The organism is Aurantimicrobium photophilum (assembly GCF_003194085.1).
In the GTDB taxonomy this organism is placed as follows: Bacteria; Actinomycetota; Actinomycetes; order Actinomycetales; family Microbacteriaceae; genus Aurantimicrobium; species Aurantimicrobium photophilum.
Genome location: NZ_CP023994.1, coordinates 1,329,224 through 1,349,899, shown reverse-complemented (window position 1 = coordinate 1,349,899; position 20,676 = coordinate 1,329,224). Strand labels below are relative to the sequence as shown.

At 57.9% G+C, this 20,676-nt stretch carries 27 protein-coding genes and 1 tRNA gene; 17 read left to right on the top strand and 11 right to left on the bottom strand.

Features of this window, described 5'->3' with window-relative positions; translation table 11 throughout:
* The first annotated feature begins 1 nt into the window (after position 1).
* Positions 2-313, top strand: coding sequence for a metal-sensitive transcriptional regulator (locus AURMO_RS06755; RefSeq protein WP_110234302.1), 312 nt, complete (start codon positions 2-4; stop codon positions 311-313).
* A gap of 18 nt (positions 314-331) precedes the next feature.
* Here AURMO_RS06755 and AURMO_RS06750 read toward each other — a convergent pair whose 3' ends face one another.
* From AURMO_RS06750 to AURMO_RS06735, 4 genes are all read right to left on the bottom strand, one after another.
* Positions 332-850 (bottom strand): carboxymuconolactone decarboxylase family protein, encoded by a 519-nt coding sequence (locus AURMO_RS06750; protein ID WP_110234300.1) that lies wholly within the window; start codon positions 848-850, stop codon positions 332-334.
* A gap of 23 nt (positions 851-873) precedes the next feature.
* Positions 874-1,758 carry a F510_1955 family glycosylhydrolase gene (locus AURMO_RS06745; RefSeq protein WP_110234298.1) on the bottom strand — a complete coding sequence of 295 codons (885 nt, stop codon included), beginning with the start codon at positions 1,756-1,758 and terminating at the stop codon, positions 874-876.
* Between the two features lie 141 nt (positions 1,759-1,899).
* Complete coding sequence (locus AURMO_RS06740) at positions 1,900-2,508, bottom strand: DUF305 domain-containing protein (RefSeq protein WP_204163604.1); 609 nt, start codon at positions 2,506-2,508, stop codon at positions 1,900-1,902.
* 94 nt (positions 2,509-2,602) lie between these two features.
* On the bottom strand, positions 2,603-3,097 hold the full coding sequence (locus tag AURMO_RS06735) for a DUF6153 family protein (protein WP_110234296.1): 495 nt from the start codon (positions 3,095-3,097) through the stop codon (positions 2,603-2,605).
* Positions 3,098-3,169: 72 nt separating this feature from the next.
* Here AURMO_RS06735 and AURMO_RS06730 point away from each other — a divergent pair, with 72 nt between their 5' ends.
* Positions 3,170-3,487, top strand: a complete 318-nt coding sequence (locus tag AURMO_RS06730; RefSeq protein ID WP_110234294.1) for a homocysteine S-methyltransferase family protein — start codon at positions 3,170-3,172, stop codon at positions 3,485-3,487.
* Here AURMO_RS06730 and AURMO_RS06725 read toward each other — a convergent pair whose 3' ends face one another.
* Together AURMO_RS06725 and AURMO_RS06720 are read right to left on the bottom strand one after the other, a co-directional pair.
* Positions 3,488-4,852 (bottom strand): L-serine ammonia-lyase, encoded by a 1,365-nt coding sequence (locus AURMO_RS06725; protein ID WP_110234292.1) that lies wholly within the window; start codon positions 4,850-4,852, stop codon positions 3,488-3,490.
* A gap of 73 nt (positions 4,853-4,925) precedes the next feature.
* Positions 4,926-6,443: a dolichyl-phosphate-mannose--protein mannosyltransferase gene (locus tag AURMO_RS06720; protein ID WP_110234290.1), complete on the bottom strand. Its 1,518-nt coding sequence runs from the start codon at positions 6,441-6,443 to the stop codon at positions 4,926-4,928.
* 40 nt (positions 6,444-6,483) lie between these two features.
* Here AURMO_RS06720 and rsmI point away from each other — a divergent pair, with 40 nt between their 5' ends.
* The 10 genes from rsmI (at position 6,484) to AURMO_RS06670 (ending at position 14,826) form a co-directional block, all read left to right on the top strand.
* On the top strand, positions 6,484-7,299 hold the full coding sequence (gene rsmI / locus AURMO_RS06715; protein WP_110234288.1) for a 16S rRNA (cytidine(1402)-2'-O)-methyltransferase: 816 nt from the start codon (positions 6,484-6,486) through the stop codon (positions 7,297-7,299).
* A gap of 89 nt (positions 7,300-7,388) precedes the next feature.
* Positions 7,389-7,775, top strand: coding sequence for an EndoU domain-containing protein (locus tag AURMO_RS06710; protein ID WP_110234286.1), 387 nt, complete (start codon positions 7,389-7,391; stop codon positions 7,773-7,775).
* A 1-nt stretch (position 7,776) separates the two neighbouring features.
* Positions 7,777-8,055 (top strand): hypothetical protein, encoded by a 279-nt coding sequence (locus AURMO_RS06705; protein WP_110234284.1) that lies wholly within the window; start codon positions 7,777-7,779, stop codon positions 8,053-8,055.
* A gap of 42 nt (positions 8,056-8,097) precedes the next feature.
* On the top strand, positions 8,098-9,678 hold the full coding sequence (gene metG, locus AURMO_RS06700) for a methionine--tRNA ligase (RefSeq protein ID WP_110234282.1): 1,581 nt from the start codon (positions 8,098-8,100) through the stop codon (positions 9,676-9,678).
* A gap of 13 nt (positions 9,679-9,691) precedes the next feature.
* Positions 9,692-10,597, top strand: a complete 906-nt coding sequence (locus AURMO_RS06695) for a TatD family hydrolase (RefSeq protein ID WP_110234280.1) — start codon at positions 9,692-9,694, stop codon at positions 10,595-10,597.
* Complete coding sequence (gene rsmA / locus AURMO_RS06690) at positions 10,594-11,430, top strand: 16S rRNA (adenine(1518)-N(6)/adenine(1519)-N(6))-dimethyltransferase RsmA (RefSeq protein WP_110234278.1); 837 nt, start codon at positions 10,594-10,596, stop codon at positions 11,428-11,430. The genes AURMO_RS06695 and rsmA overlap by 4 nt, the downstream gene beginning before the upstream one ends.
* A gap of 9 nt (positions 11,431-11,439) precedes the next feature.
* On the top strand, positions 11,440-12,378 hold the full coding sequence (locus AURMO_RS06685) for a 4-(cytidine 5'-diphospho)-2-C-methyl-D-erythritol kinase (RefSeq protein ID WP_110234276.1): 939 nt from the start codon (positions 11,440-11,442) through the stop codon (positions 12,376-12,378).
* Positions 12,378-14,174, top strand: coding sequence for an ABC-F family ATP-binding cassette domain-containing protein (locus tag AURMO_RS06680; RefSeq protein WP_110234274.1), 1,797 nt, complete (start codon positions 12,378-12,380; stop codon positions 14,172-14,174). Before AURMO_RS06685 ends, AURMO_RS06680 begins: the two co-directional genes overlap by 1 nt.
* Positions 14,175-14,224: 50 nt before the next feature.
* A complete protein-coding gene (locus AURMO_RS09100; RefSeq protein ID WP_110234272.1) occupies positions 14,225-14,434 on the top strand; it encodes a type II toxin-antitoxin system HicA family toxin in 210 nt (69 codons plus the stop codon).
* Positions 14,431-14,826, top strand: a complete 396-nt coding sequence (locus AURMO_RS06670; RefSeq protein ID WP_110234270.1) for a hypothetical protein — start codon at positions 14,431-14,433, stop codon at positions 14,824-14,826. The genes AURMO_RS09100 and AURMO_RS06670 overlap by 4 nt, the downstream gene beginning before the upstream one ends.
* Here the strand turns inward: AURMO_RS06670 and AURMO_RS06665 are convergent, their stop codons facing one another.
* The 4 genes from AURMO_RS06665 to AURMO_RS06650 form a co-directional block, all read right to left on the bottom strand.
* Positions 14,827-15,201 carry a type II toxin-antitoxin system VapC family toxin gene (locus AURMO_RS06665; RefSeq protein ID WP_110234268.1) on the bottom strand — a complete coding sequence of 125 codons (375 nt, stop codon included), beginning with the start codon at positions 15,199-15,201 and terminating at the stop codon, positions 14,827-14,829. It abuts the gene before it with no gap.
* A complete protein-coding gene (locus tag AURMO_RS06660; protein ID WP_162532696.1) occupies positions 15,198-15,455 on the bottom strand; it encodes an AbrB/MazE/SpoVT family DNA-binding domain-containing protein in 258 nt (85 codons plus the stop codon). The genes AURMO_RS06665 and AURMO_RS06660 overlap by 4 nt, the downstream gene beginning before the upstream one ends.
* 98 nt (positions 15,456-15,553) lie before the next feature.
* The gene (locus tag AURMO_RS06655; protein WP_110234264.1) at positions 15,554-15,919 is read right to left on the bottom strand and encodes a hypothetical protein; all 366 of its coding nucleotides are present in this window, start codon (positions 15,917-15,919) and stop codon (positions 15,554-15,556) included.
* A gap of 3 nt (positions 15,920-15,922) precedes the next feature.
* Entirely contained in the window at positions 15,923-16,435 is a 513-nt protein-coding gene (locus AURMO_RS06650) for a MarR family winged helix-turn-helix transcriptional regulator (protein ID WP_110234262.1), read from the bottom strand.
* A 66-nt stretch (positions 16,436-16,501) separates the two neighbouring features.
* Here AURMO_RS06650 and AURMO_RS06645 point away from each other — a divergent pair.
* The 5 genes from AURMO_RS06645 (at position 16,502) to AURMO_RS06625 (ending at position 19,826) form a co-directional block, all read left to right on the top strand.
* Positions 16,502-16,572, top strand: a tRNA-Gln gene (locus tag AURMO_RS06645).
* A gap of 26 nt (positions 16,573-16,598) precedes the next feature.
* Positions 16,599-18,020 carry a bifunctional UDP-N-acetylglucosamine diphosphorylase/glucosamine-1-phosphate N-acetyltransferase GlmU gene (glmU, locus tag AURMO_RS06640; protein ID WP_110234260.1) on the top strand — a complete coding sequence of 474 codons (1,422 nt, stop codon included), beginning with the start codon at positions 16,599-16,601 and terminating at the stop codon, positions 18,018-18,020.
* Positions 18,021-18,059: 39 nt separating this feature from the next.
* On the top strand, positions 18,060-19,037 hold the full coding sequence (locus AURMO_RS06635) for a ribose-phosphate diphosphokinase (protein WP_110234258.1): 978 nt from the start codon (positions 18,060-18,062) through the stop codon (positions 19,035-19,037).
* Positions 19,038-19,185: 148 nt separating this feature from the next.
* Positions 19,186-19,428, top strand: a complete 243-nt coding sequence (gene vapB / locus AURMO_RS06630; protein WP_110234907.1) for a type II toxin-antitoxin system VapB family antitoxin — start codon at positions 19,186-19,188, stop codon at positions 19,426-19,428.
* On the top strand, positions 19,428-19,826 hold the full coding sequence (locus AURMO_RS06625) for a type II toxin-antitoxin system VapC family toxin (RefSeq protein ID WP_162532695.1): 399 nt from the start codon (positions 19,428-19,430) through the stop codon (positions 19,824-19,826). The genes vapB and AURMO_RS06625 overlap by 1 nt, the downstream gene beginning before the upstream one ends.
* On the opposite strand, the gene AURMO_RS06620 is transcribed toward AURMO_RS06625, so the two are convergent.
* A complete protein-coding gene (locus AURMO_RS06620; protein WP_110234254.1) occupies positions 19,827-20,672 on the bottom strand; it encodes a bestrophin-like domain in 846 nt (281 codons plus the stop codon).
* Positions 20,673-20,676 lie beyond the last annotated feature (4 nt).

Here is a 20,676-nt window from a genome sequence, read left to right as displayed (position 1 = left end):
CATGGCACTCGACACCGACACCGCCGCCGAGCACCACGGCTACATCGACGACAAGGCGCAGTATCTGCAGCGGATGAAGCGCATCGAGGGGCAGGCGCGTGGCATCGCGAAGATGATCGACGAGGAGCAATACTGCATCGACATCCTCACGCAGGTCAGTGCGCTCACCCGCGCGCTGCAAGGCGTCGCTACGGAGCTGCTCGACGACCACCTCAAGCACTGCGTGCTCGAGGCCGCAAAGCTCAGCGACGACGCCGCCCACGCGAAGATCCAGGAAGCCAGCGACGCGATCACCCGCCTCGTCCGCTCCTGACCGTCCGCCCTGGCGGGATCAGTCGCGAGGGGTGAGCCCCGCGACCAGGTTGAACGCGCCGGTGAGGAGATTCAGGGAGACCACCCCGACGACGTCGGCGATCTCGCGCGTGCTGTACCCGAAGGCGCGCAGCTCGTCGATCTGCGCATCCGTGATCGATGACGGCTCGCGATAGACCAGGACGCCCAGCCGGATCATCGCCGCGATCGCAGGGAAGGGCGAGGTGCCCTGCCGGGCGGCCTCGATCGCGGACTCGCTCACACCCAAGGCACGCGCCGCAGCGATATGGGAATCGAGGCACAAGCTGCACCCCTGCCGCGACTGCACCGCGATCGAGATGAGCTCGCTGATCTTGCGGTCGAGCTTTGCACGGCGCATCGCCCGGCTCAGTTGGAGATATCCGCCGAGCAGCGCGGGGGAGTGCGCCATCGTCGACACCATGTCCCCGACGTGGCTGTGCCGGACTACCAGGTCGCCGAGCAGCTTGCGAGAGGCGCTGACAGCTGATGAGGGCGTGAGTTTGGGGAAGCGGGGCATGACGAGGCCTCCTTCGGAATCGGTCAGGGGCCCGGCAGTGCGGGCAGGATAACGGTGGATTCGTCACCGTCGAGGGCGACGATGCCGCGCTCGTCGACGAGGATGACCCTGCCGGTGGGGGAGAGCCCCAGGGCTTCGACGGTGCCGGCCGCCGACCCGATCGACTCCCAGCCGGTGTCGCCGGCGCGCTGCCAGACCTGTCCGTCGGTGCCGACCCCGACGACCGTGTCCCCTGTGGCCTCGAGCAGATACAGCAGCGGCGCATCGGCTGCGGACGTGAACGACGCCCCATCGTCTGTGCTGGTGCGCAGGCCCTCGGGGGTGGCGGCGGTGATCGTCCCGTCCGTGGTGACGGCGAGATCGACGGCGGCGATCTCGCCGCGGGCCTCCCAGGTGTCTCCGCGGTCGTCGCTGACCCGTAGCGCGGGGCTGGTCGACCCGATGCCGTAGAGCCGATCGTCTGGTCCGGCAGTGAGAACGTGGAAATCCTCGGTGTTCGTGAATACGATCGGCTGCCAGCTCTCCCCGGCATCCTCGCTGCGGATGATGCCGAGATTCGGGGAGCCCAGCTCCGCCGGGGTGTCAAGGCCGGGATGTCCGGAGGCGATCAGGGCGTCTCCGCTGGCGGCGAGCCCCATCAGGTCGAAGTCGTAGCCTCCCAGGGGACCGTCCACGGTGCCGTCCTCGTCGACGCGGTAGAGGCCGGTGTGCGTGCCGACGAGGAGGGTGCCCGTATCCTCGGGGATCACCGCGTGAATGTGGCCGAACGTCGGAGGCGGCGAGGAGGCCGGCGCCGTGGGAGCGGTGGCCGCGCACCCGGTCAGGACGGCGGCGACGGCGGCCGTCGCCGCGGCGAGCAGCAGCCGTCCGCGCAGACGGGGTGTACGGGGGAAGCGGGATGCGGGCATGTGAGCACCTTTCAGCGGGATGCGAGCAGGCGGCCTGGTCAACGGAGGGATGCAGGTGGCACCGGGGAGCGGTGCGAACTGCGGGGATGCGGGCGGGATCCCCGCCCGGGCCTGGGCGGGGATCCCGTGCCGGGGCCGGGGTTAGAGGCTGTCCAGGATCTCCTGCATCGTGGTGATCTCCGCGCTCTGGCCGTCGATGACCTGCTGCGCGAGCTCGAGTACGTCCGGGTTCTCCCCGCCGTCGAGGGCGGCCTGGGCCATCTCGATCGCGCCGGTGTGGTGCTCGATCATGCCCTCGAGGAACAGGCGCGTTGCCTCGGCGCCGGTGGCCGATTCCAGGGCGGTCATGCTGTCTTCCGACATCATGCCGCCGCCATGATCCATGCCACCCATCGACGAGTCGTCTGCGGACACGCCCCAGTCCTCGAGCCAGGCCTGCATGGTCTCGATCTCAGGGCCCTGGGCGTCCTTGATCTGCTGGGCGAGCTCGATCACCCGCTCGTCGATGCCGTCCTTGGCGAGCAGCATGTCGGCCATGTCGATCGCCTGCTCGTGGTGCGGGATCATCATCGTCACGAACATCTGGTCGGCCGCATTGAACTGCGCGGAGGTCTCGGCAGGGGCCGTGGAGGAGCTGGATCCGTGATCCATGCCGGCCATCCCGTCCGACGTCCCGCTCGGGGAGCAGCCGGCCAGCAGCAGGGCGGTGGACAGCGCGGTCGAAGCCAGCGCAAGCGTGCGAATACGCATCAGTATGCGTCCTTTCATTCAGTCAACAAAGTCAGAGATTCGCGCCCCGGGCAGGGCGCAGCCGTGCTCCAGCCGTGGCCGGAGCGGGCGCGAATCAGGTGCGACTGATCGACAGAACGCGAAGAGACGGGGGCCGCGGGCGCGGTAAGACGGTGCCCGCAGGCGGCAGGGAGCGGATCGCGAGGACGAGGGAGCGCCAGGAGTACCCCAGCATGAGCGGCGCGAACAGCAGCACGACGGCCACCAGCAGCGCGAGCACGCACCCGACCATCAGCATGACGTGACCGGGGTCCGGATCCCCGCACGGGCCAGGACAGTGGGCATCCCCGGGTGCGGGATCCGGTGCGGCCATCGTGCTGGATGCGTGCACCCCCGCCGCCGTGACCACGCTGCCGCCCATGTCGGCGCCCGCGGCTTCGTGATCGGTCGCGATGAGCGCGGCCGGGGATCTCGTGTCGTGGCCGCCGTGCCCGGCCGAGCCGCTCAGCACATGCATGCCGAAGAGCCCCACCAGCACCAGGGTGAGCAGGCCGAACGCGAGCAGGCGGCGTCGCGCGTCGCCGCGCCGTACTCCGGGATCGCTCTGCATCACGGCCTCCTCTCCGCTTTACCCCTGCGCTGCGCGCAACTCGTTGGCATGTTCTAGGTTCTACGCTAAAGCATCCCAGGCGCTCCGCGCTGGGAATCGCGGCGCATTGCTGCATCATCTCCAGCCATTGCGGCCATTGGCGTCAACTGCGTTGACCCTTCTGTTGTCTCTGCTGCTATTGCTGAGATTCGCAGCGTGACCGATCTGCCCGTGGTGATTTATGCCAATGGTGGTGGAACCTGGAATGCGCAGACGGGCGTCTGGGAGAACGCAGCTGCGGATGCGCTCGTTGCCTACTCGGCAGAGTGGATTGCGCAGGGAGCGAGCCTTATTGGTGGCTGCTGTGGCACGCATGCAGGCGATATTCGCCAGCTTGCCTCTGCGCTTTAGCTAGCACTCAATAACGTTCACAGCGAGACCGCCTTCGCTGGTCTCTTTGTATTTGGTCGACATGTCCAAACCAGTTTGACGCATGGTTTCAATCACGGTGTCGAGGGAGACTAAGTGGTTGCCATCGCCATGGAGAGCCAGGCGAGCTGCACTGACAGCAGTGGAGCTGGCAATGGCATTGCGTTCAATACACGGAATCTGAACCAGTCCACCCACGGGGTCGCAAGTGAGACCCAGGTGGTGTTCCATGGCAATCTCTGCTGCGTTCTCCACCTGACGGGGTGTTCCGCCTAGAACTGCACACAGACCGCCGGCAGCCATGGCGCAGGCAGGACCGACTTCTCCTTGGCAACCTGCTTCAGCGCCGGAGATACTCGCATTTGCTTTGAAGAGTGAACCAATGGCCGTGGCAGTGAGGAGATAGCGGCGAATACCCTCCTGGTTCGCCCCAGGTACAAAGCGCAGGTAGTAGCTGGCCACAGCAGGAACAATGCCGGCAGCACCGTTCGTCGGTGCGGTGACGACGCGGCCTCCGGCCGCGTTCTCTTCGTTCACCGCCAGGGCAAAGGCATGCAACCATTCAATGGTGGTGTCTCGGCTATTGGCGGCATCTGCGGTGACGAGGTGTTCACGCAGCTCGGCTGCGCGGCGCTTCACGTTGAGACCACCGGGCAGTGTTCCGGCCGAGGTGAGTCCCGCATTCACGCAGTTATGCATGGTGTCCCAGATGGCATCGAGGCGTTCGTTGACCTCGTCCAAGTTGTGCTGGGAGAGTTCGTTCTTCAGAGCCACCTGATCGATAGTCATGTTCTGCACATCGCACAAGGCAAGCAGCGCAGTGGAGGTGCCATAGGGCAGGGGCCACTCTGTAGTGATAGAGCTGGCTTCTTCGCCGTCACGGCGAATAAAGCCGCCACCCACGGAGTAGTAGGTCTGTTCGAACAGGGGAAGTGCGTCGTTGCCGAAGGCGCGGAGGGTCATCGCATTGGGGTGACCAGGGAGTCTCGTTCGGGGCTCGAACATGATGTCGTCAGCTGTGAAGGCAATGGTGTGGGTTCCACTGAGCTTGAGGGTGGGGTCAGACTCGAGGGTGCTCCAGGCGCCACGAACCTGTTCGGGCATGCACGTTTCGGGAGCGAGACCGCTCAAGCCCGCGATCACGGCACCAGGGGTGCCGTGACCAATACCGGTGGATCCAAGGGAACCATAGAGGCTGCAGTTCACGCTGGTGACAGAACCTAAAAGGTTTTTGTTCTTCAGAACGGTGACGAAATCGAGGGCTGCTCTCATCGGTCCCACGGTGTGGGAACTAGAAGGCCCAATACCTATAGAGAACAGGTCAAAGGCTGAGACGTACGCTGTCACAGTCTGAGTCTATGGTGAGGCGCTCTATCTGGCTAGAGAAGTGACTGTGGGAGTGTCCGGTCAGTGAGACTGTCTAGATCCAGCTGGGCATCCACATGTGCAGGTGCCAGTACCAGTAAGGAATCTGCATTCCACTCCACAGTGGGTAGAAGAAGATGCTCAGCAGCACGGTCAGGATGCCGAAGACCGTCAAGATGGCAATCCCGGTGCTGCGCTTGTACTCATCCTTGGTGGCCAAGATGAGGCCCACCACAAAGGTGATGGCCAGAATCATGTAGGGCTCATAAACAATGCCGTAGAACTGGAACACTGTGCGGTTGAGATACATCAGCCACGGCACATATCCGGCAACAATACCCATCAGGATGAAGCCAACCTTCCATTCGCGGTAGCGAACGAGACGGTAGGCAAGGTAGGCCAAGGCAGCGGTGCCACCCCACCAGATCAGGGGGTTTGCAATAGCTGTGATCGCAGACGCACACGAGTCAAAGGTGCAGCCGGCATCACCCTTGTTGACGCCTTCATAGAACATGCTGGTGGGCCGCCACATAATCAACCACGTCAGCGGGTTGGCTTGATACGAGTGTGGTGTGACGAGGCCCACATGGAATTGATAGGCAGAAACGTGATACGCCCAGAGGCTCTGCGCCCAATCAGGAACCCAAGACAGAGGGCCACTCCAACGCAATCCAGACTCTGCGGTGACGAGGTCACGATAGTACCCACCTGAGGTGAGAATCCATCCTGCCCAGCTGGAGATATAGGTCACCACAGCGATGGGCACCATCAACAGGAAGGTGGCAGGAGCTTGTTTCAGCACTGCAGCTGAGAACCAGAATGGCAGCCCCACACGTCGTCGATCTAGCCCATCCATCACCACGACATAGAGGGCGAAAGCAGCCAAGAAATACATTCCCGACCACTTCACTCCGCATGCCAAGCCAAAAGCCACTCCAGCAAGAATCAGGTAGGGGCGGTTCCACAACGTCGGGCCCCAGGTGGGGCCAACAGCATCATCGCCAAGCTGTGCACGGCGACGGCGCATCCACGCCATGAGTCGGGGGAGGTTTTGTTCGCGGTCAAGAAGGACAAGTCCAAAACCTGCCAGCGTGAACAATGTGACGAAGTTATCCAGCAAGCTCACCCGGGAGAGAGTGATGGCGTGGCCATCAATGGCCATCAGGCCACCGGCAACCACTGTCAACAGGGTGGAGCGGAACAGCTTCTGGGCAATGAGCATCACCAGAAGAACAATCAGAATGCCGGCGATCGCTACGCCACAGCGCCAACCAAAAGAGTTGTCAGCGCCAAAGAGCGCCATTCCTGCGCCAATGAGCCACTTGCCCAATTGCGGGTGGACAACATAGGACGGGTCAGTGGTGAAGCCGTCCGTGATCCCGGCATTGAACTTTTTGTCGGGGTCATCGCCCCAGGTGGACTCGTAGCCGTTGTTCCACAACGACCATGCGTCTTTGACGTAGAAGGTCTCATCAAAAACAAGGGAGTGGGGGTTACCCAGGTTCCACAGGCGCAGGACGGCAGCCAGCAGAAGTACTGCTGCAGGAGCTCCCCAGGCCAATGCTCGTTTCACCAGTTCAGCCTACAGACCAGAACCCTGCCAAAATGGGAGAGTGATCATCCTGGCAGCAACTCCCATCGGCAACTTGGGCGATGCCTCGACCCGTTTGGTAGAGGCATTGACTGAGGCAACCGTGATTGCCAGTGAAGACACCCGCACCACCTCCAAGCTCTTGAATGCTCTCGGTATTGAGAACCGTCCCCGCCTCATCGCGTTGCACGATCACAACGAATCAACCAAGAGCCCCGAGATCATTGAGCTGGCCAAAGAAGGCAACGTTCTGGTTCTGTCAGACGCGGGCATGCCTACTGTCAGTGACCCCGGCTTCCATCTCGTAGAGGCAGCTGCCGCTGCCGGTGTGCAGGTCACCGCTATTCCTGGGCCCAGTGCGGTGATTACCGCGCTCGCCGTGGCGGGACTTCCCACCGACCGCTTCACCTTTGAAGGTTTCCTACCTCGTAAGCAGGGAGAACGTAAGGCAACGTTCCGAGCACTGGCTCGTGAGTCGCGCACCATGGTGTTCTTTGAATCCCCCAACCGTATTGCTGAGTCACTGATCGATGCTCGTGATGAGCTGGGGTCTGAACGACCTGCTGCAGTGTGCCGCGAGCTCACCAAACTCTATGAAGAGGTCAAGCGCGGATCATTAGCAGAGCTCGCCGACTGGGCCGCCGACGGCGTCCGCGGCGAGATTGTTCTGGTAATTGGTGGCGCTACTGCGGCAACGCTGACGCTGGAGGACGGACTTGTTCAGGTTCAGGTGCTCGTGGCCGATGGAGTGCGCCTCAAAGAGGCGACGACACAGGTTGCTGAAGAGACTGGCCTCTCCAAGAGAGAGCTGTATCAGGCAGCTCTCGCAGCTAAATAGGTACTCCTACACAGCAGTAGCTCAGTGCTTCGTTCCACAGAGAACAGTTCTGGGAACCTGCTTGGTTGTTGCAAAGGCATTCTGCATGAATGTCGTTTCTCACTTTCAGTCATGTTCTTGTATCTGACAAGTTCATTGAGCATGTTGTTCATGGAGAGAAAAGTGAAATGCTCGGAGGTCATCTCTCCGGCCTTTCACGGCCAGGAAAGACAGAATTTCCGCCTTCATGGACTCGTCGCCACATTCGTGAAGCCATCAATTCGATTCTCGAACAACCGGAAGTCGTAACTTTCTCCGGGAAAAGAATATTTCTGCAGAAAACCATTAGGGGCGTTCAGATTGAGTTGAAGCTGGTCATTACGAAGAAAGGTGTTGTGCCAACATCGTGTTTCCCAGTCTGGGGAGACGGAGTTATACGAAATGTCGGAGGACAACAGGTCCATATTGATGGGAACAACGAAAAGGAAGGCGAGTAGCATGAAAATCATGAAGGATACAACAGCTATGGCCTATGAATTGCGAGAATTTCTTGCGTGCCAGATTTCGCGTTCGCGGTTGCGTTTTGTTGATTCAGCACTCTTTGCGGGCGAACCAGTAGATGCCATGATGACGGGATTTGCTCTCGCTTACGACCTTCGCCTTTATGTCCCCCAGGCAATCCGTGACGAATACCTCGGTGGAGTTAAGTGGACTCCTGAAGAGTTAGAAGAACTTAACGAATACTTTGAGGTAATCCCCCTCGAACGAGCTGCATAGCTCGGTATTTCTCACCATCTGGGGCGAAATAGAATAGAACCTATGTCTGCCGGCAAAAGCTTCTACGTCACCACGCCTATCTTCTACGTCAACGACGTGCCACACATTGGTCACGCGTATACGGAGGTCGCTGCTGACGTGCTCGCACGCTGGCACCGTCAGGCCGGAGACCGCACCTGGATGCTCACGGGTACCGATGAGCACGGTGAGAAGATACTCCGCACTGCCACCGCTAACGGTGCCACTCCACAGGAGTGGGTAGACCGACTGGTGGAGTCTGCATGGAAGCCCCTGCTGGACACCATCGACATCTCGAATGACGACTTCATCCGCACCACGGACGCTCGTCACGAAGACAACGTAAAGAAGTTCCTGCAGCACCTCTATGACGCCGGCTACATCTATACCGGTGAATACGAAGGTTCCTACTGCGTGGGCTGTGAGGAATACAAGCAGGACTCTGACCTGGTTGAGGGCACCGGAGAATTCGCAGGCGAGAAGGTCTGCGCCATTCACTCCAAGCCCGTGGAAAACCTACACGAGAAGAACTACTTCTTCCGCATGAGCGACTTCACCCAGCCACTGCTGGATATGTATGAAGCGAACCCCAACTTTGTGCAGCCTGAGTCTGCTCGCAACGAGGTTGTCCAGTTTGTGAAGCAGGGTCTCAACGACCTCTCCATCTCTCGCTCCAGCTTTGACTGGGGAATCAAGCTTCCCTGGGATGACTCCCACGTTGTCTATGTGTGGTTTGACGCACTACTGAACTACATCACTGCTGCCGGCTATGGCTATGACGAAGAGAAGCTTGCTACTCTGTGGCCTGCCACCCACATCGTGGGTAAGGACATCCTGCGATTCCACGCGGTGATCTGGCCCGCCATGCTCATGGCTGCCGGTGTTGAGGTTCCGCACCAGGTTTATGGTCACGGCTGGCTCCTCGTCGGTGGCGAGAAGATGTCTAAGTCCAAGCTCACCGGAATTGCACCCAACGACATCACCGACACCTTTGGTTCTGATGCGTTCCGCTACTACTTCATGAGCGCCATTAGCTTCGGCCAAGATGGCTCGTTCAGCTGGGAAGACCTCTCTGCTCGTTACCAGGCAGAACTGGCGAACGGTTTCGGAAACCTCGCTTCTCGCACCTTGGCTATGGTCACTCGTTATTTCGACGGTGTTGTTCCTGCTGCAGGCGAACTGACACCTTCAGACAAGGCCATCGCAGATGTTGTTGCCTCAGCTGCTGTGGAAGCAGACGCTGCTATTGAGCGTCTGGCTATCCACGACACAGTGACCGCCATCTGGACCATCGTGGATGCCCTCAACGGCTACATCACTGAGCAGGAGCCCTGGGCGTTGGCAAAGGATCCCGCGAATGCTGGTCGTCTCTCCACGGTGCTCAACACGGCTACTGAGGGTCTTCGTGCACTTGCTGTTTTGCTGTCTCCCTTCATGCCTCAGGCAACCCAGAAGTTGTGGTCTGCTCTGAACGTGGAACCCAACCTTGGCGCTCTCACTGCTCAGCCCATTCGCGAGGCAGGAAAGTGGAACCAGGTTCCCATTGGCACCACCGTGGGCGCTCTCGAAGCTCTCTTCCCCCGTATTGAGTCCTCCGCCGAGTAGTCGGAAAACCAATATGACCGAATCGGCATATATTCGTCAGCGCGACACCACAGCCGAGCACGGCCAGAAGCGTGACTTGTCCTACCCTCCATTGCCCGAGCCACTCCCGGTCGCGGTCTATGACAACCACACTCACCTTGAGATCTCTGACGGGGAACAGCCCATCGATTATCACGAGCACCTCGAACGTGCTGCTGAAGTCGGCATCGTCGGTGTGATTCAGGTTGGTGGTGACGTGGAGACCTCGAAGTGGTCTGCCTCTGTCGCCGCGGCTGAACCTCGCATGCTGGCTGCCGTTGCCATTCACCCCAACGAAGCTCCTCGCTATGAAGAAGCCGGCACACTCGATGACGCTCTGGCAGTTATTGATGACCTCGCCTCCTGGCCTCGCACCCGCGCGGTGGGGGAGACCGGTCTCGACTTCTTCCGCACGGGACCTGAAGGTCTGGCTGCTCAGCGTCGCTCTTTTGAAGCTCACATCGAGATTGCCAAGAAGCATTCCATCGCGATGCAGATCCATGACCGTGATGCTCACGACGACGTCATTGAGACCCTGCTTCGAGTCAGTGCGCCAGAGAAGACGGTGTTCCACTGTTTCTCTGGCGATGCTGCCATGGCAAAGATTGCTGCCGACAACGGCTGGTACTTGTCATTCTCGGGCACCGTCACGTTCAAGAAGAACGAAGAGCTGCGTGAAGCACTCCAGGTGATTCCTCGCGAACTCGTGCTGGTTGAAACCGATGCACCGTTCCTCACGCCCACACCGTTCCGTGGTCGCCCCAACGCCCCCTATATGACTCCTCACACGGTTCGTGCGATGGCAGAGGTGTTGGGAGATGACCTGGGTGATCTGTGTGCACAGATCGCCTTCAATACCGAGAAGGTTTATGGCTCCTGGGCAGACGGGCTCGTCGAATGAGTGTGAAGCTGCTCGGCCCCGCCGAGATTCGTGACCTGGCAGAACTGCTCGATGTCACCCCCACCAAAAAACTTGGTCAGAACTTCGTTATTGACGCCAACACCGTGCGCAAGATCGTCAAGGTTGCTCACGTTGAAGCCGGTGACTCTGTTGTGGAGATTGGGCCAGGTTTAGGTTCTCTGAGCCTGGGCATCGTGGAAGCCGGAGCTTCCCTGGTTGCGGTCGAGATTGATGGCCGCCTCGCAGCGCAGCTGCCGGCGACCTTTGCCGAGATGGCTCCGGACGCCAAGCTCACCGTCATCCACGAAGACGCCATGAAGATCATGGAGCTCCCCGATAAGCCCACGCGCCTGGTTGCGAATCTTCCCTATAACGTCTCCGTTCCTGTGTTGCTGCACTTCCTAGAGCACTTCCCCAGCATTCGCTCGGGTGTGGTGATGGTGCAGGCAGAAGTTGGGCACCGTCTTGCTGCTGAGCCCGGTTCCAAGGTTTATGGCGGCCCCAGTGCCAAGGCGGCCTGGTATGGCAAGTGGCGTATTGCTGGCACTGTCAGCCGTCAGGTGTTCTGGCCTGTTCCAAATGTGGACTCGGTGTTAGTTGGTTTTGAACGTGATGCTGTGCAGCCAGGTGACGAGGCCCTCCGTCGTCGCACCTTTGACATCATCGATGGCGCATTTGGTCAGCGTCGCAAGATGCTGCGCCAGGCACTCTCTGATTTGTGTGGGTCGAGTGCTGCTGCAACCGAGTTGCTGGAGCGTGCAGGGATTGATCCCACGCTGCGCGGTGAGCAGCTGAACATTGCTCAATTCGTGTCTATCGCCAACGCCAGCTAGTTTGGAATTATGACCGAGACTGGTGCACGCGAGGTGGTTCACGTTCGAGCCCCCGGCAAGATCAATGTCTCGCTCGCTGTTGGCGCCGTGATGGATGATGGTTACCACGATGTGGCGACCACCTATCAAGCCGTCAGCCTCTATGAAGAAATCCGTGCGTATCCCGCAGACGATTTCTCTGTCTCCTTCACCGGTGACTTTGACCTGAGTGGTGTTCCGCTCGATGCGTCCAACCTTGCCATCAAGGCAGCGCAGCTGCTTGCACGCAAGGCGAAGTATCGCGGCGGTGTTCGCCTCGAAATCCAGAAGAACGTTCCCATTGCCGGTGGCATGGGTGGTGGCTCAGCAGATGCTGCGGGTGCTCTCGTTGCCTGTGATGCACTGTGGGGAACCAACCTGGGTAAAGATGCTTTGTTGAAGCTCGCAGCCGAACTCGGTGCTGATGTTCCCTTCGCGCTGATGGGTGGCACTGCCATTGGTACAGGACGTGGAGATCGCCTGAGCCCCGTGCTCACCAGCCACGAACACTTTGAGTGGGTTCTGGTTCCCGCCGACTTTGGCCTCAGCACTCCTGCTGTCTATGGTGAACTCGATGCTCACCGTGAACGTCACATTGCCGACATCAAGCCCGCACCACAGTCGCCCACCGTCGACACTGCGGTTCTCCAGGCGCTGCGTGCAGGTGACCCCGTCATGCTGGCAGACGCTTTGAGTAATGACCTGCAGGCTCCTGCCCTTCACCTCCAGCCTTCACTCGTGGACATCCTGGAACTCGGTGAGAAGAGCGGTGCTCTGGCCGGCATCGTCTCGGGCTCTGGTCCAACTCTTGCTTTCCTTGCCGAAGATGCTGAGTCAGCTATTGATCTTCAAGTTACCCTCAGTGCTGCCGGTCATCATGTTCTGCGCGTATCGGGCCCCGTGCACGGCGCCCGAGTAGTGAACGACTAATGGCTCACTTGCTCGGTGGAGAGAACCTCCAGCTCGAATTCCCCACGCGCGTCATCTTTGACGGCATCACGGTGGGACTCAACGACGGTGACCGTATTGGTGTCGTTGGTCGCAACGGTGACGGTAAGTCCACGTTGATGAAGATTCTTGCCGGACGCCTCGAGCCAGACTCTGGCCGCGTCACCCGCCGCGGTGGCATCACCCTCGGCATGCTCGACCAGTCTGATGAAGTTGATGGCAACCTCACTGTGGGCGAGGCTATTGTCGGCGGTATTGAAGAACACGTCTGGGCAGGTGATCCCAAGGTTCGCGATGTTCTCACAGGGCTTGTCACCGATATTCCGTGGGATGCCAAGGTCGGCGACCTCTCTGGTGGTCAACGTCGCCGTGTTGCTCTCGCTGCCCTGCTCACCGGTGACTGGGATGTCATCTTCTTGGATGAGCCCACCAACCACCTTGACGTGGAAGGTATTTCTTGGCTTGCCGGTCACCTCAAGAAGCGCTGGCCCAATGGCCAAGGTGGTCTCTTGGTCGTAACCCACGACCGTTGGTTCCTCGATGAGGTTTCCACCGACACCTGGGAAGTCCACGACCGCATCTTGGAGCCATTCGAGGGCGGCTATGCCGCCTATGTACTTCAGCGCGTGGAACGTGACCGCATGGCTGCGGTCAGCGAGGCTAAGCGTCAGAACCTCATGAAGAAAGAGCTGGCGTGGTTGCGCCGTGGAGCTCCTGCTCGAACTGCAAAGCCTAAGTTCCGCATCGAAGCCGCGAACGCGCTCATCGCAGATGAGCCGCCAGTTCGCGATGCCATTCAACTTTCCTCGATGGCTATGCAACGTTTGGGTAAAGACGTTGTGGATCTTGAGGGTGTCTCGGTTAGCTATGGCGAGAAGCACGTCCTGCGCGATGTGACCTGGCGTATTGCGCCTGGTGAGCGCACAGGAATTCTTGGTGTGAACGGTGCTGGAAAGTCGACCCTGCTTGGACTTGTCTCTGGCCACGTGGAACCCAGTTCTGGTCGCGTGAAGCGCGGCAAGACCGTCAAGATCGCGACCCTGACTCAGCAACTCGATGAACTCACCGCCGTGCAGGACATGCGTGTGAGTGCTGTTGTTGCCGAGAAGCGCACCACCTACTCCGTTGGCGGCAAAGAGATGACTCCTGGCCAGCTCTTGGAGCGCCTGGGCTTCACCTCAGCGCAATTGTCGACTCCGGTGAAGGACCTCTCCGGTGGTCAGAAGCGTCGCTTGCAGCTGCTGTTGATTCTGCTCGACGAGCCCAACGTGCTGATCTTGGATGAGCCCACCAACGACCTCGACACCGACATGTTGGTCGCCATGGAAGACCTCCTCGACACCTGGCCAGGAACCCTGCTCGTCATCTCGCACGACCGTTACCTGCTTGAGCGCATCACAGATAACCAATACGCCGTGCTCGAAGGCCACTTCACCCACCTGCCCAACGGCGTTGACCAATACTTGGCACTGCGTGCCAAGCAGATGGCTGCACCGAGTGTCTCGGTCACTGCCCAGGCCACGGCAACGATGAATAAGCCCGTGCCCAAGCTGGCTGGTGCTGAGCTGCGCAACGCGGAGAAGGAATTCGGTTCCATCGAGCGCAAGATTGCCAAGCAGCAGGCAGATGTTGCTGAGATTCACGCCAAGATGGCCGCTCACGACCAGAACGACTATGTCGGCCTGGGAGAATACGCCGCACAGATAAGTAAGTGCGAAGGCACGATTGCTGATCTGGAGATGCGCTGGTTAGAACTCAGCGATCTGCTCGGACACTAGCAACTGTTTAGTAACTAGACACTTGAAGTGTTTAGGCGCTAAACTGTAGTATGCGAGCACGAGAAGTTAACTCCCGAATTGAATCACTGGGAGGACAATTTCTCAGACAAAAGGGATCCCATCGTTTGTATCGGATTACTCGAGAAGGTGTCAGTGTGATGGCTGTAGTTCCGCAACATGGTGGAGATATCCCCATTGGAACATTGCGTGCCATTGAACGCAGTTTGGAAGAAGTGTTAGGGAAGGGGTGGCTGCGATGAAGTTCGTTGTCAGAGTTGCACGTGAAGGCCAGTCTTGGCTGGCCGAAGTACCAACTGTTCCAGGAGCGGCAACTTTTGCTGGCAACCTCGTGGCGCTTGAGTTGGCAGTCCGAGAAGTCTTGTCACTCCTTCTGGATATCGAGGATGAGTCAATCTTTACTTTCGAGTTTGAGTTTTCGAACGTGGGTGAAGAAATGCTTGCTGCCGTAGAGCTTGGTAAGCGACGTGAAGAACTCGAGCGCGAACAAAAAGAAATTATGACGGCCTCAGCTCGCTTCATCCAGGAGCTCTCTAAGGAGGGCTATTCCGTGAGGGACCTCAGCGGAATCCTGCACATGTCACCTGGCCGGGTGTCGCAGATTGCTAAGGAATCTGAGCGACTTCGCGCGTAATCAACGAATAACAGTTACACCTGGGAACTTTGCCCAAGCTTTATCTGCAGTGATGATGGGAACTCCCAGCCGTTGACCCATGCTCAAGCACAAGCGATCTGCGATTGATAAGCCATCTCCTGCTTCCCACAGAAGCGCAGCAACTTCGGCATCTTCTTCGGTTACGGGTTGAACGATAAGTCCCACAGCCTTGAGCTGTTGGCTGATGTTTGCCCAACCCAGGTTCTGGTGCAGGATTTTTTGACCAAGTTCTGACCAATTAACTGCACTGATCATTCCGCCATCTGAAAGATGTTGTTCAACGTGGTCTGCACCAGGCTCTTCATAGATAAATGCAAGCAGTGCAGATGTGTCAAACAGCGGCAGCTGGGTCACAGTCCCAGGCTTTCATCTTCGAGTTTGGCCTCTGCGCGTTTTTCGGTAATGAACTGATCTACTGAGTAGCCGGAGCCTTTGAGGATTCCTCGGAGCTTTGCCAAACCTTCTTTTTGGGTGGTGATTCTCACGCCGTCTTCAGACTCAACCAAGATGAGTTCGGTACCGGGCTCCCAATTGTGGCGGGCACGGATTTCTGAGGGGATAACTACACGGCCTTTATCTCCCACTTGGACTTTGTAAGTGTCACTCATATCAATATCTTCCCACTTTTGTGGGACGGACACTAGAAATGTGTGAGTCGTCATGCGCTCAGAATAGGGATGCACTCAGCGCCGGGAAAAGCATCGGCTCAAGCTGTGGAAAACATGGGACTTTTCAGTCCCGGGGATAAAGCGGAACTAAACCCCTGCGAGACCTTCACCGATAAGGAACGTTGCCTCAACACGGTGAATGCCACCGTGAGCGACATCGCAATGAGGTTCATGACAGAACGCTGTCTGTTGAACACATAAGTAAAGAGATTCACTGCTGCTGCAATGCCCACTCCCACCACGCCAATGAAAGGCATGACCCAGGTGTCTGTTAGGGGAACCGTTTCACGGAATGCGCTGGTGATCATGGGGAGCACCAGCCACAGCAGAAAAGCGGCGACAGCAAACCGGAGTGCTACTTTGCCTGGCTTTTCATGAGGCCAGAACGTTCGCTGCTTCGCCATGGGTTACTCCGCAGAGTCTTGTGTGTCCACGTCGATGCTGAGGCGACGTAGGGACTCTGCCAAGCGGGTCTGCTCACTGCGTGACAGGGATGCCAGGAGTAGAGCCTCTGCATCAACCAAACGAGTAATAGCTGCGTCAACGCGGGTGAGCCCGGCGGCGGTCATCTCAACCAGAACGCCACGGCCGTCATTGGGGTCTTCGCGGCGAACCACCAAACCGCTGTCGACCAGACGGTCGATGCGGTTTGTCATGGTTCCACTTGATACCAGGGTCTGTTGCAAGAGCGCCTTAGGGCTCAGCTGATAGGGAGAGCCTTCTCGGCGCAGTGCAGCGAGAACGTCAAATTCCCAAGATTCCAGCTTGGATTTGTGGAAAGCGTCCTTGCGGGCGCGGTCCAGCATCTTGGCGAGACGGCCTACACGAGAGAGGACCTGCAGGGGAGAAAAGTCGAGATCGGGGCGCTCGCGCTTCCACGACTGCACAATGCGGTCGACTTCGTCATTCTGAGGTGCCATGCATCCATTATCCCTGCTGGTATCTGGCAGACTGTACTTGTGGGTTTCCTCAAAGAGAATCCATATTCCGCCATAGTGTAAAGGCAGCACAACAGTCTTTGGATCTGTTGGTCTAGGTTCGAATCCTGGTGGCGGAGCTCCGGATCAAAAATTGGAGAAGTGAGTGACCGACGCACAACTAGCCATCGTGGTTCTTGCAGCTGGTCAAGGTACTCGCATGAAGAGCTCCACTCCCAAGCTTCTCCACAAGCTCGGTGGAGTTTCTGTCGTCTCCCACGTTCTCGCAACAGCTCGCGAACTGAACGCTGCACACGTCGTCTCCGTCGTTCGTCACGAACGTGATCGCTTGGTGGAGGTCATTGAAGTTGACCTGCCCGAGAGCATCATTGTGGACCAGGACGAGGTTCCCGGCACTGGCCGTGCTGTTGAGCTTGCTATTGCAGCTCTCCCTGCAGGCTTCGCTGGTGACGTGCTTGTGGTCAACGGTGACGTTCCTTTGCTTGATGCTGAGACTCTGCAGGGTTTGATCAACCAGCACCGCGATGCGCAGGCAGCAGCGACCGTGCTCTCCACAATCCTCGATGATGCCACCGGTTACGGTCGCGTGATTCGTTCTGCTGATGGCAATCTGGAGAAACTCGTTGAGCACAAGGACGCCAACCAGGATGAACTGGCCATCAAGGAAATCAACGCCGGTATTTATGTCTTCTCAGCTCCTGAGCTTCGTGCGCAGTTGAGCAACCTCACTCTCGACAACGCTCAGGGCGAGAAATACATTACCGATGTGATTGGTCTGCTTCGCCAGGCTGGGGCAACTGTTGCTGCCGTTGAAATCTTGGACTCCTGGAAGGTCGAAGGAATCAACGACCGTGCACAGCTTTCTCGTGCTGCAGGTCTGCTCAACGGTTTGATTGTGCGCGGCTGGCAGCTTGCCGGTGTGACCATCACCGATCCTGCTTCAACGTGGATAGATATCCAGGTTCAACTCGCTCCTGACGTGGAGATCAAGCCAGGAACGCAGCTCCTCGGTGCAACAGTGGTGGAGACAGGCGCTGTGATTGGCCCAGACACCACCCTGCTCGACACCGAAGTAGGCGAAGGTGCTGTGATCAAGCGCACCGATGCGACCCTATCGGTCATCGGTGCTGGCGCTTCGGTTGGCCCTTTTTCTTACCTGCGCCCTGGTACCTACCTCGAGGCTTCCGGCAAGATCGGCACTTTCGTTGAGACGAAAAATGCACGCATTGGCAAGGGCAGCAAGGTTCCTCACCTTTCCTACGTGGGAGATGCCACCATCGGAGAAGAAAGCAACATTGGTGCGGGCACCATCTTCGCTAACTACGACGGCGTGACCAAGAGCCACACCACCGTGGGTTCTCACGTGAGAACTGGCTCTCACAACACGTTCGTTGCGCCAATTAGTATTGGCGATGGAGCATATAGTGGCGCCGGTGCAGTCATCCGTAAGGATGTCCCAGCTGGTGCTCTCGCCATTAATGTTGCTCCCCAGCGCAATATGGATGGCTGGGTTCAAGCCAACCGTCCCGGCACCGCAGCAGCTAAGGCTGCTGACGAGGCCAAGTAACACCCTCCATTACGAGTCACCCCACCCGAAAGGCCTTCAGTGTCCGAACTATCAGTGCCGACAAAGAAGAAGCTCGTAATTGTGAGTGGACGTGCTCACCCTCAGCTGGCGACGGACGTTGCTGCAGAGCTGAAGACTCATGTCTCCGGTACTGATCTGCGCACCTTCGCCAACGGTGAAATCTATGCCCGTTATGACGACAGCGTTCGTGGCGCGGATGTCTTCGTAGTCCAGTCACACACTGCGCCCATCAACGAATGGGTGATGGAAACCTTGATCATGATTGATGCACTCAAGCGTGCATCGGCCAAGCGCATTACCGTAGTGGCTCCCTTTTACCCCTACGCACGTCAAGACAAGAAGGGTCGTGGACGCGAGCCCATCTCTGCTCGTCTGATGGCTGACCTGTTCAAGACTGCTGGTGCTGACCGCATCATGAGCGTTGATCTTCACGCAGCTCAGATCCAGGGCTTCTTCGACGGTCCTGTTGACCACCTCTTCGCGATGCCTGTTCTGCTGGAGCACTTCCGTGCACAGCTAGACCCCGCAACTTTGACCGTGGTGTCACCAGATATGGGCCGCGTTCGCGTTGCGGACATCTGGAGTGAGAAGCTCGGTGCACCTCTGGCCATCATTCACAAACGTCGTGACCCTAAGGTTCACAACCAGGTCACCGTCCACGAAATCGTGGGTGAAGTTTCGGGCCGCGTCTGCCTCCTCGTTGACGACATGATCGACACTGGTCGCACCATCGTGAAGGCTGCGGAAGCACTTGTTGCCAACGGCGCTATCGGTGTTGTCGTTGCTGCAACCCACGCAGTCTTCTCAGATCCTGCATGCGAGATTCTGCAGTCTGAGTTCATCAGTGCTGTTGTTGTCACTGACACCCTTCCCGTCCCAGAAGACAAGCGCTTCGAGAAGCTCACTATTCTTCCCATTGCGCCGCTCCTGGCTAGCGCTATTCACGAAGTATTCGAAGAGGGTTCTGTCACCTCGATGTTCGATGGTGCTGCCTAAGCACTAGTTCTTCACAGTCCTCTCTGGACTGCGGATTTCAACCGCTCTGAAGTTCAGAGGTATTTGTCATGCACGGGTTACGTATTTTGTGCCTATGGTGATGACAAAAGAGCTTGTATATACTTATAACATATACAAGGAGAAGCTGATGACTTCAAGCAAAATCTTCTACAACAACACAACCCAAGCGGTGCGGTTACCCAAGGACGTCGCGTTTCCTTTAGAAGTAACCGAGGTAGACATTTTCATTCAGGGTGAAACCCGAGTTATTGCCCCTAAGGGGCAAAGTCTCGTTGCCTGGATGCAAACCGGTCCACATTTCACTTCGGACTTCATGGTTGACAGGGATCAGCCCCCCATGCCTGAAGACGAAGAAGGGATATTCGAATAGTGGGTTACCTCTTTGATACGAACATCCTTATTCATCTTGACCGTCACGGTGATCTTGAACTTGCTGAGCGTGTTCAATCTGTGATGTCAGATTCGGGTGTTTCTTCCATCGCAGTGATGGAGATGTATTACGGAGTGGCCCGATCAACTCACATTGAACCAAATTTGATCAAGACGAAATCTTTGTTGAGCATTTTCCCTATCTTCGAATTTACTGCAGCAGACGCGTTTGAAACTGGAATGCTTCGCGCCGAATTACGACGTGCAGGGACGCCTATTGGCCCATTTGAGGTGTGCATAGCAGGCCAAGCTCGAGCCCGAAAACTCACTCTAATTACTGCAAATGTTCGTGAATTTGAACGCGTTCCCGGACTTCGCGTAGAGAACTGGTTGAGCTAGTTAGTTTTTCGCTGAAGGCGGGCAGTCTGCCCATATAGTGCTGTGCGGGAAAGACTCTTCGAGGACCTGCAGCGTCTCCTGAAGAGGAAGTGGCTCCAGCGTTGGAGTTCCAAAGACGGGTGCCAGCGGTGCATCCAGCACGGTGAGTGCAAAGAGGATAACCGCCAGCATGCCCCACGACATTGCTGCAGAGATGCGCGCGAGGAGCTTACGGTCTGCCAAATGCATGGCCAGAAGTGCCGTCATGACAAAGGCTGAGAAGTAGATAACCAGCCAGACCACAAAAGGAATCAGAGCAGAGTTGCCCATGACCAGCTCTTCACGCGCACTTGTCAGCTCTGCAACACTCGATGCCAGGATTGGAAAATTCTGCTGTTGCTGAATTGTGCTCAAATCTGCATGTGCAACATCAGAATTGAGTTTGAGGAGCCATTCAGTAGTAATCGGTGACCCACCGCGGTCGCCGTTGCCGATGGCCTCCCAGTCGTTATTCACACTCGAACGCAATGCGCATGCCACATCGCGGCGAATCTCAACTCGCTGTTCCTCGGCTAAGGATTCTGTGGCAGAGAAAATGGTGAGGCTCGTGCGTCCCATGGACTGGATGCTGCCCTTTGTGGCATCAAAGTCAGCAACAGCAAAGCTGAGCAGCAGACCCAGCAGAATACCTACCGCGCCACCAACAAAGGCAAGTGTGTCGGAGAGGCGACCCAGTTCGTGACCTTTGAGGTCACCTTCTGTGAAGCGCTTATCGGCGAACTTGTGAATGAGGCCACCGGCGAACCAGCCCAACAGCACGCACCCGAGCAGGATGCCCTGGGTAATCAGAACTTGGGTGGTCAGCATCAGG

What these genes read in the sequence shown, in the direction of transcription:
- AURMO_RS06620 (WP_110234254.1), bottom strand. Translation starts at nt 20,672, where the DNA reads ATGCTGACCACCCAAGTTCTGATTACCCAGGGCATCCTGCTCGGGTGC.
- AURMO_RS06740 (WP_204163604.1), bottom strand. Translation starts at nt 2,508, where the DNA reads ATGCGTATTCGCACGCTTGCGCTGGCTTCGACCGCGCTGTCCACCGCC.
- rsmA (WP_110234278.1), top strand. Translation starts at nt 10,594, where the DNA reads ATGAGTGTGAAGCTGCTCGGCCCCGCCGAGATTCGTGACCTGGCAGAA.
- AURMO_RS06710 (WP_110234286.1), top strand. Translation starts at nt 7,389, where the DNA reads ATGTCGTTTCTCACTTTCAGTCATGTTCTTGTATCTGACAAGTTCATT.
- AURMO_RS06695 (WP_110234280.1), top strand. Translation starts at nt 9,692, where the DNA reads ATGACCGAATCGGCATATATTCGTCAGCGCGACACCACAGCCGAGCAC.
- AURMO_RS06655 (WP_110234264.1), bottom strand. Translation starts at nt 15,919, where the DNA reads ATGGCGAAGCAGCGAACGTTCTGGCCTCATGAAAAGCCAGGCAAAGTA.
- AURMO_RS06685 (WP_110234276.1), top strand. Translation starts at nt 11,440, where the DNA reads ATGACCGAGACTGGTGCACGCGAGGTGGTTCACGTTCGAGCCCCCGGC.
- metG (WP_110234282.1), top strand. Translation starts at nt 8,098, where the DNA reads ATGTCTGCCGGCAAAAGCTTCTACGTCACCACGCCTATCTTCTACGTC.
- AURMO_RS06750 (WP_110234300.1), bottom strand. Translation starts at nt 850, where the DNA reads ATGCCCCGCTTCCCCAAACTCACGCCCTCATCAGCTGTCAGCGCCTCT.
- AURMO_RS06755 (WP_110234302.1), top strand. Translation starts at nt 2, where the DNA reads ATGGCACTCGACACCGACACCGCCGCCGAGCACCACGGCTACATCGAC.
- AURMO_RS06660 (WP_162532696.1), bottom strand. Translation starts at nt 15,455, where the DNA reads ATGAGTGACACTTACAAAGTCCAAGTGGGAGATAAAGGCCGTGTAGTT.
- vapB (WP_110234907.1), top strand. Translation starts at nt 19,186, where the DNA reads ATGACTTCAAGCAAAATCTTCTACAACAACACAACCCAAGCGGTGCGG.
- AURMO_RS06745 (WP_110234298.1), bottom strand. Translation starts at nt 1,758, where the DNA reads ATGCCCGCATCCCGCTTCCCCCGTACACCCCGTCTGCGCGGACGGCTG.
- AURMO_RS09100 (WP_110234272.1), top strand. Translation starts at nt 14,225, where the DNA reads ATGCGAGCACGAGAAGTTAACTCCCGAATTGAATCACTGGGAGGACAA.
- AURMO_RS06680 (WP_110234274.1), top strand. Translation starts at nt 12,378, where the DNA reads ATGGCTCACTTGCTCGGTGGAGAGAACCTCCAGCTCGAATTCCCCACG.
- AURMO_RS06650 (WP_110234262.1), bottom strand. Translation starts at nt 16,435, where the DNA reads ATGGCACCTCAGAATGACGAAGTCGACCGCATTGTGCAGTCGTGGAAG.
- AURMO_RS06705 (WP_110234284.1), top strand. Translation starts at nt 7,777, where the DNA reads ATGAAAATCATGAAGGATACAACAGCTATGGCCTATGAATTGCGAGAA.
- AURMO_RS06670 (WP_110234270.1), top strand. Translation starts at nt 14,431, where the DNA reads ATGAAGTTCGTTGTCAGAGTTGCACGTGAAGGCCAGTCTTGGCTGGCC.
- AURMO_RS06735 (WP_110234296.1), bottom strand. Translation starts at nt 3,097, where the DNA reads ATGCAGAGCGATCCCGGAGTACGGCGCGGCGACGCGCGACGCCGCCTG.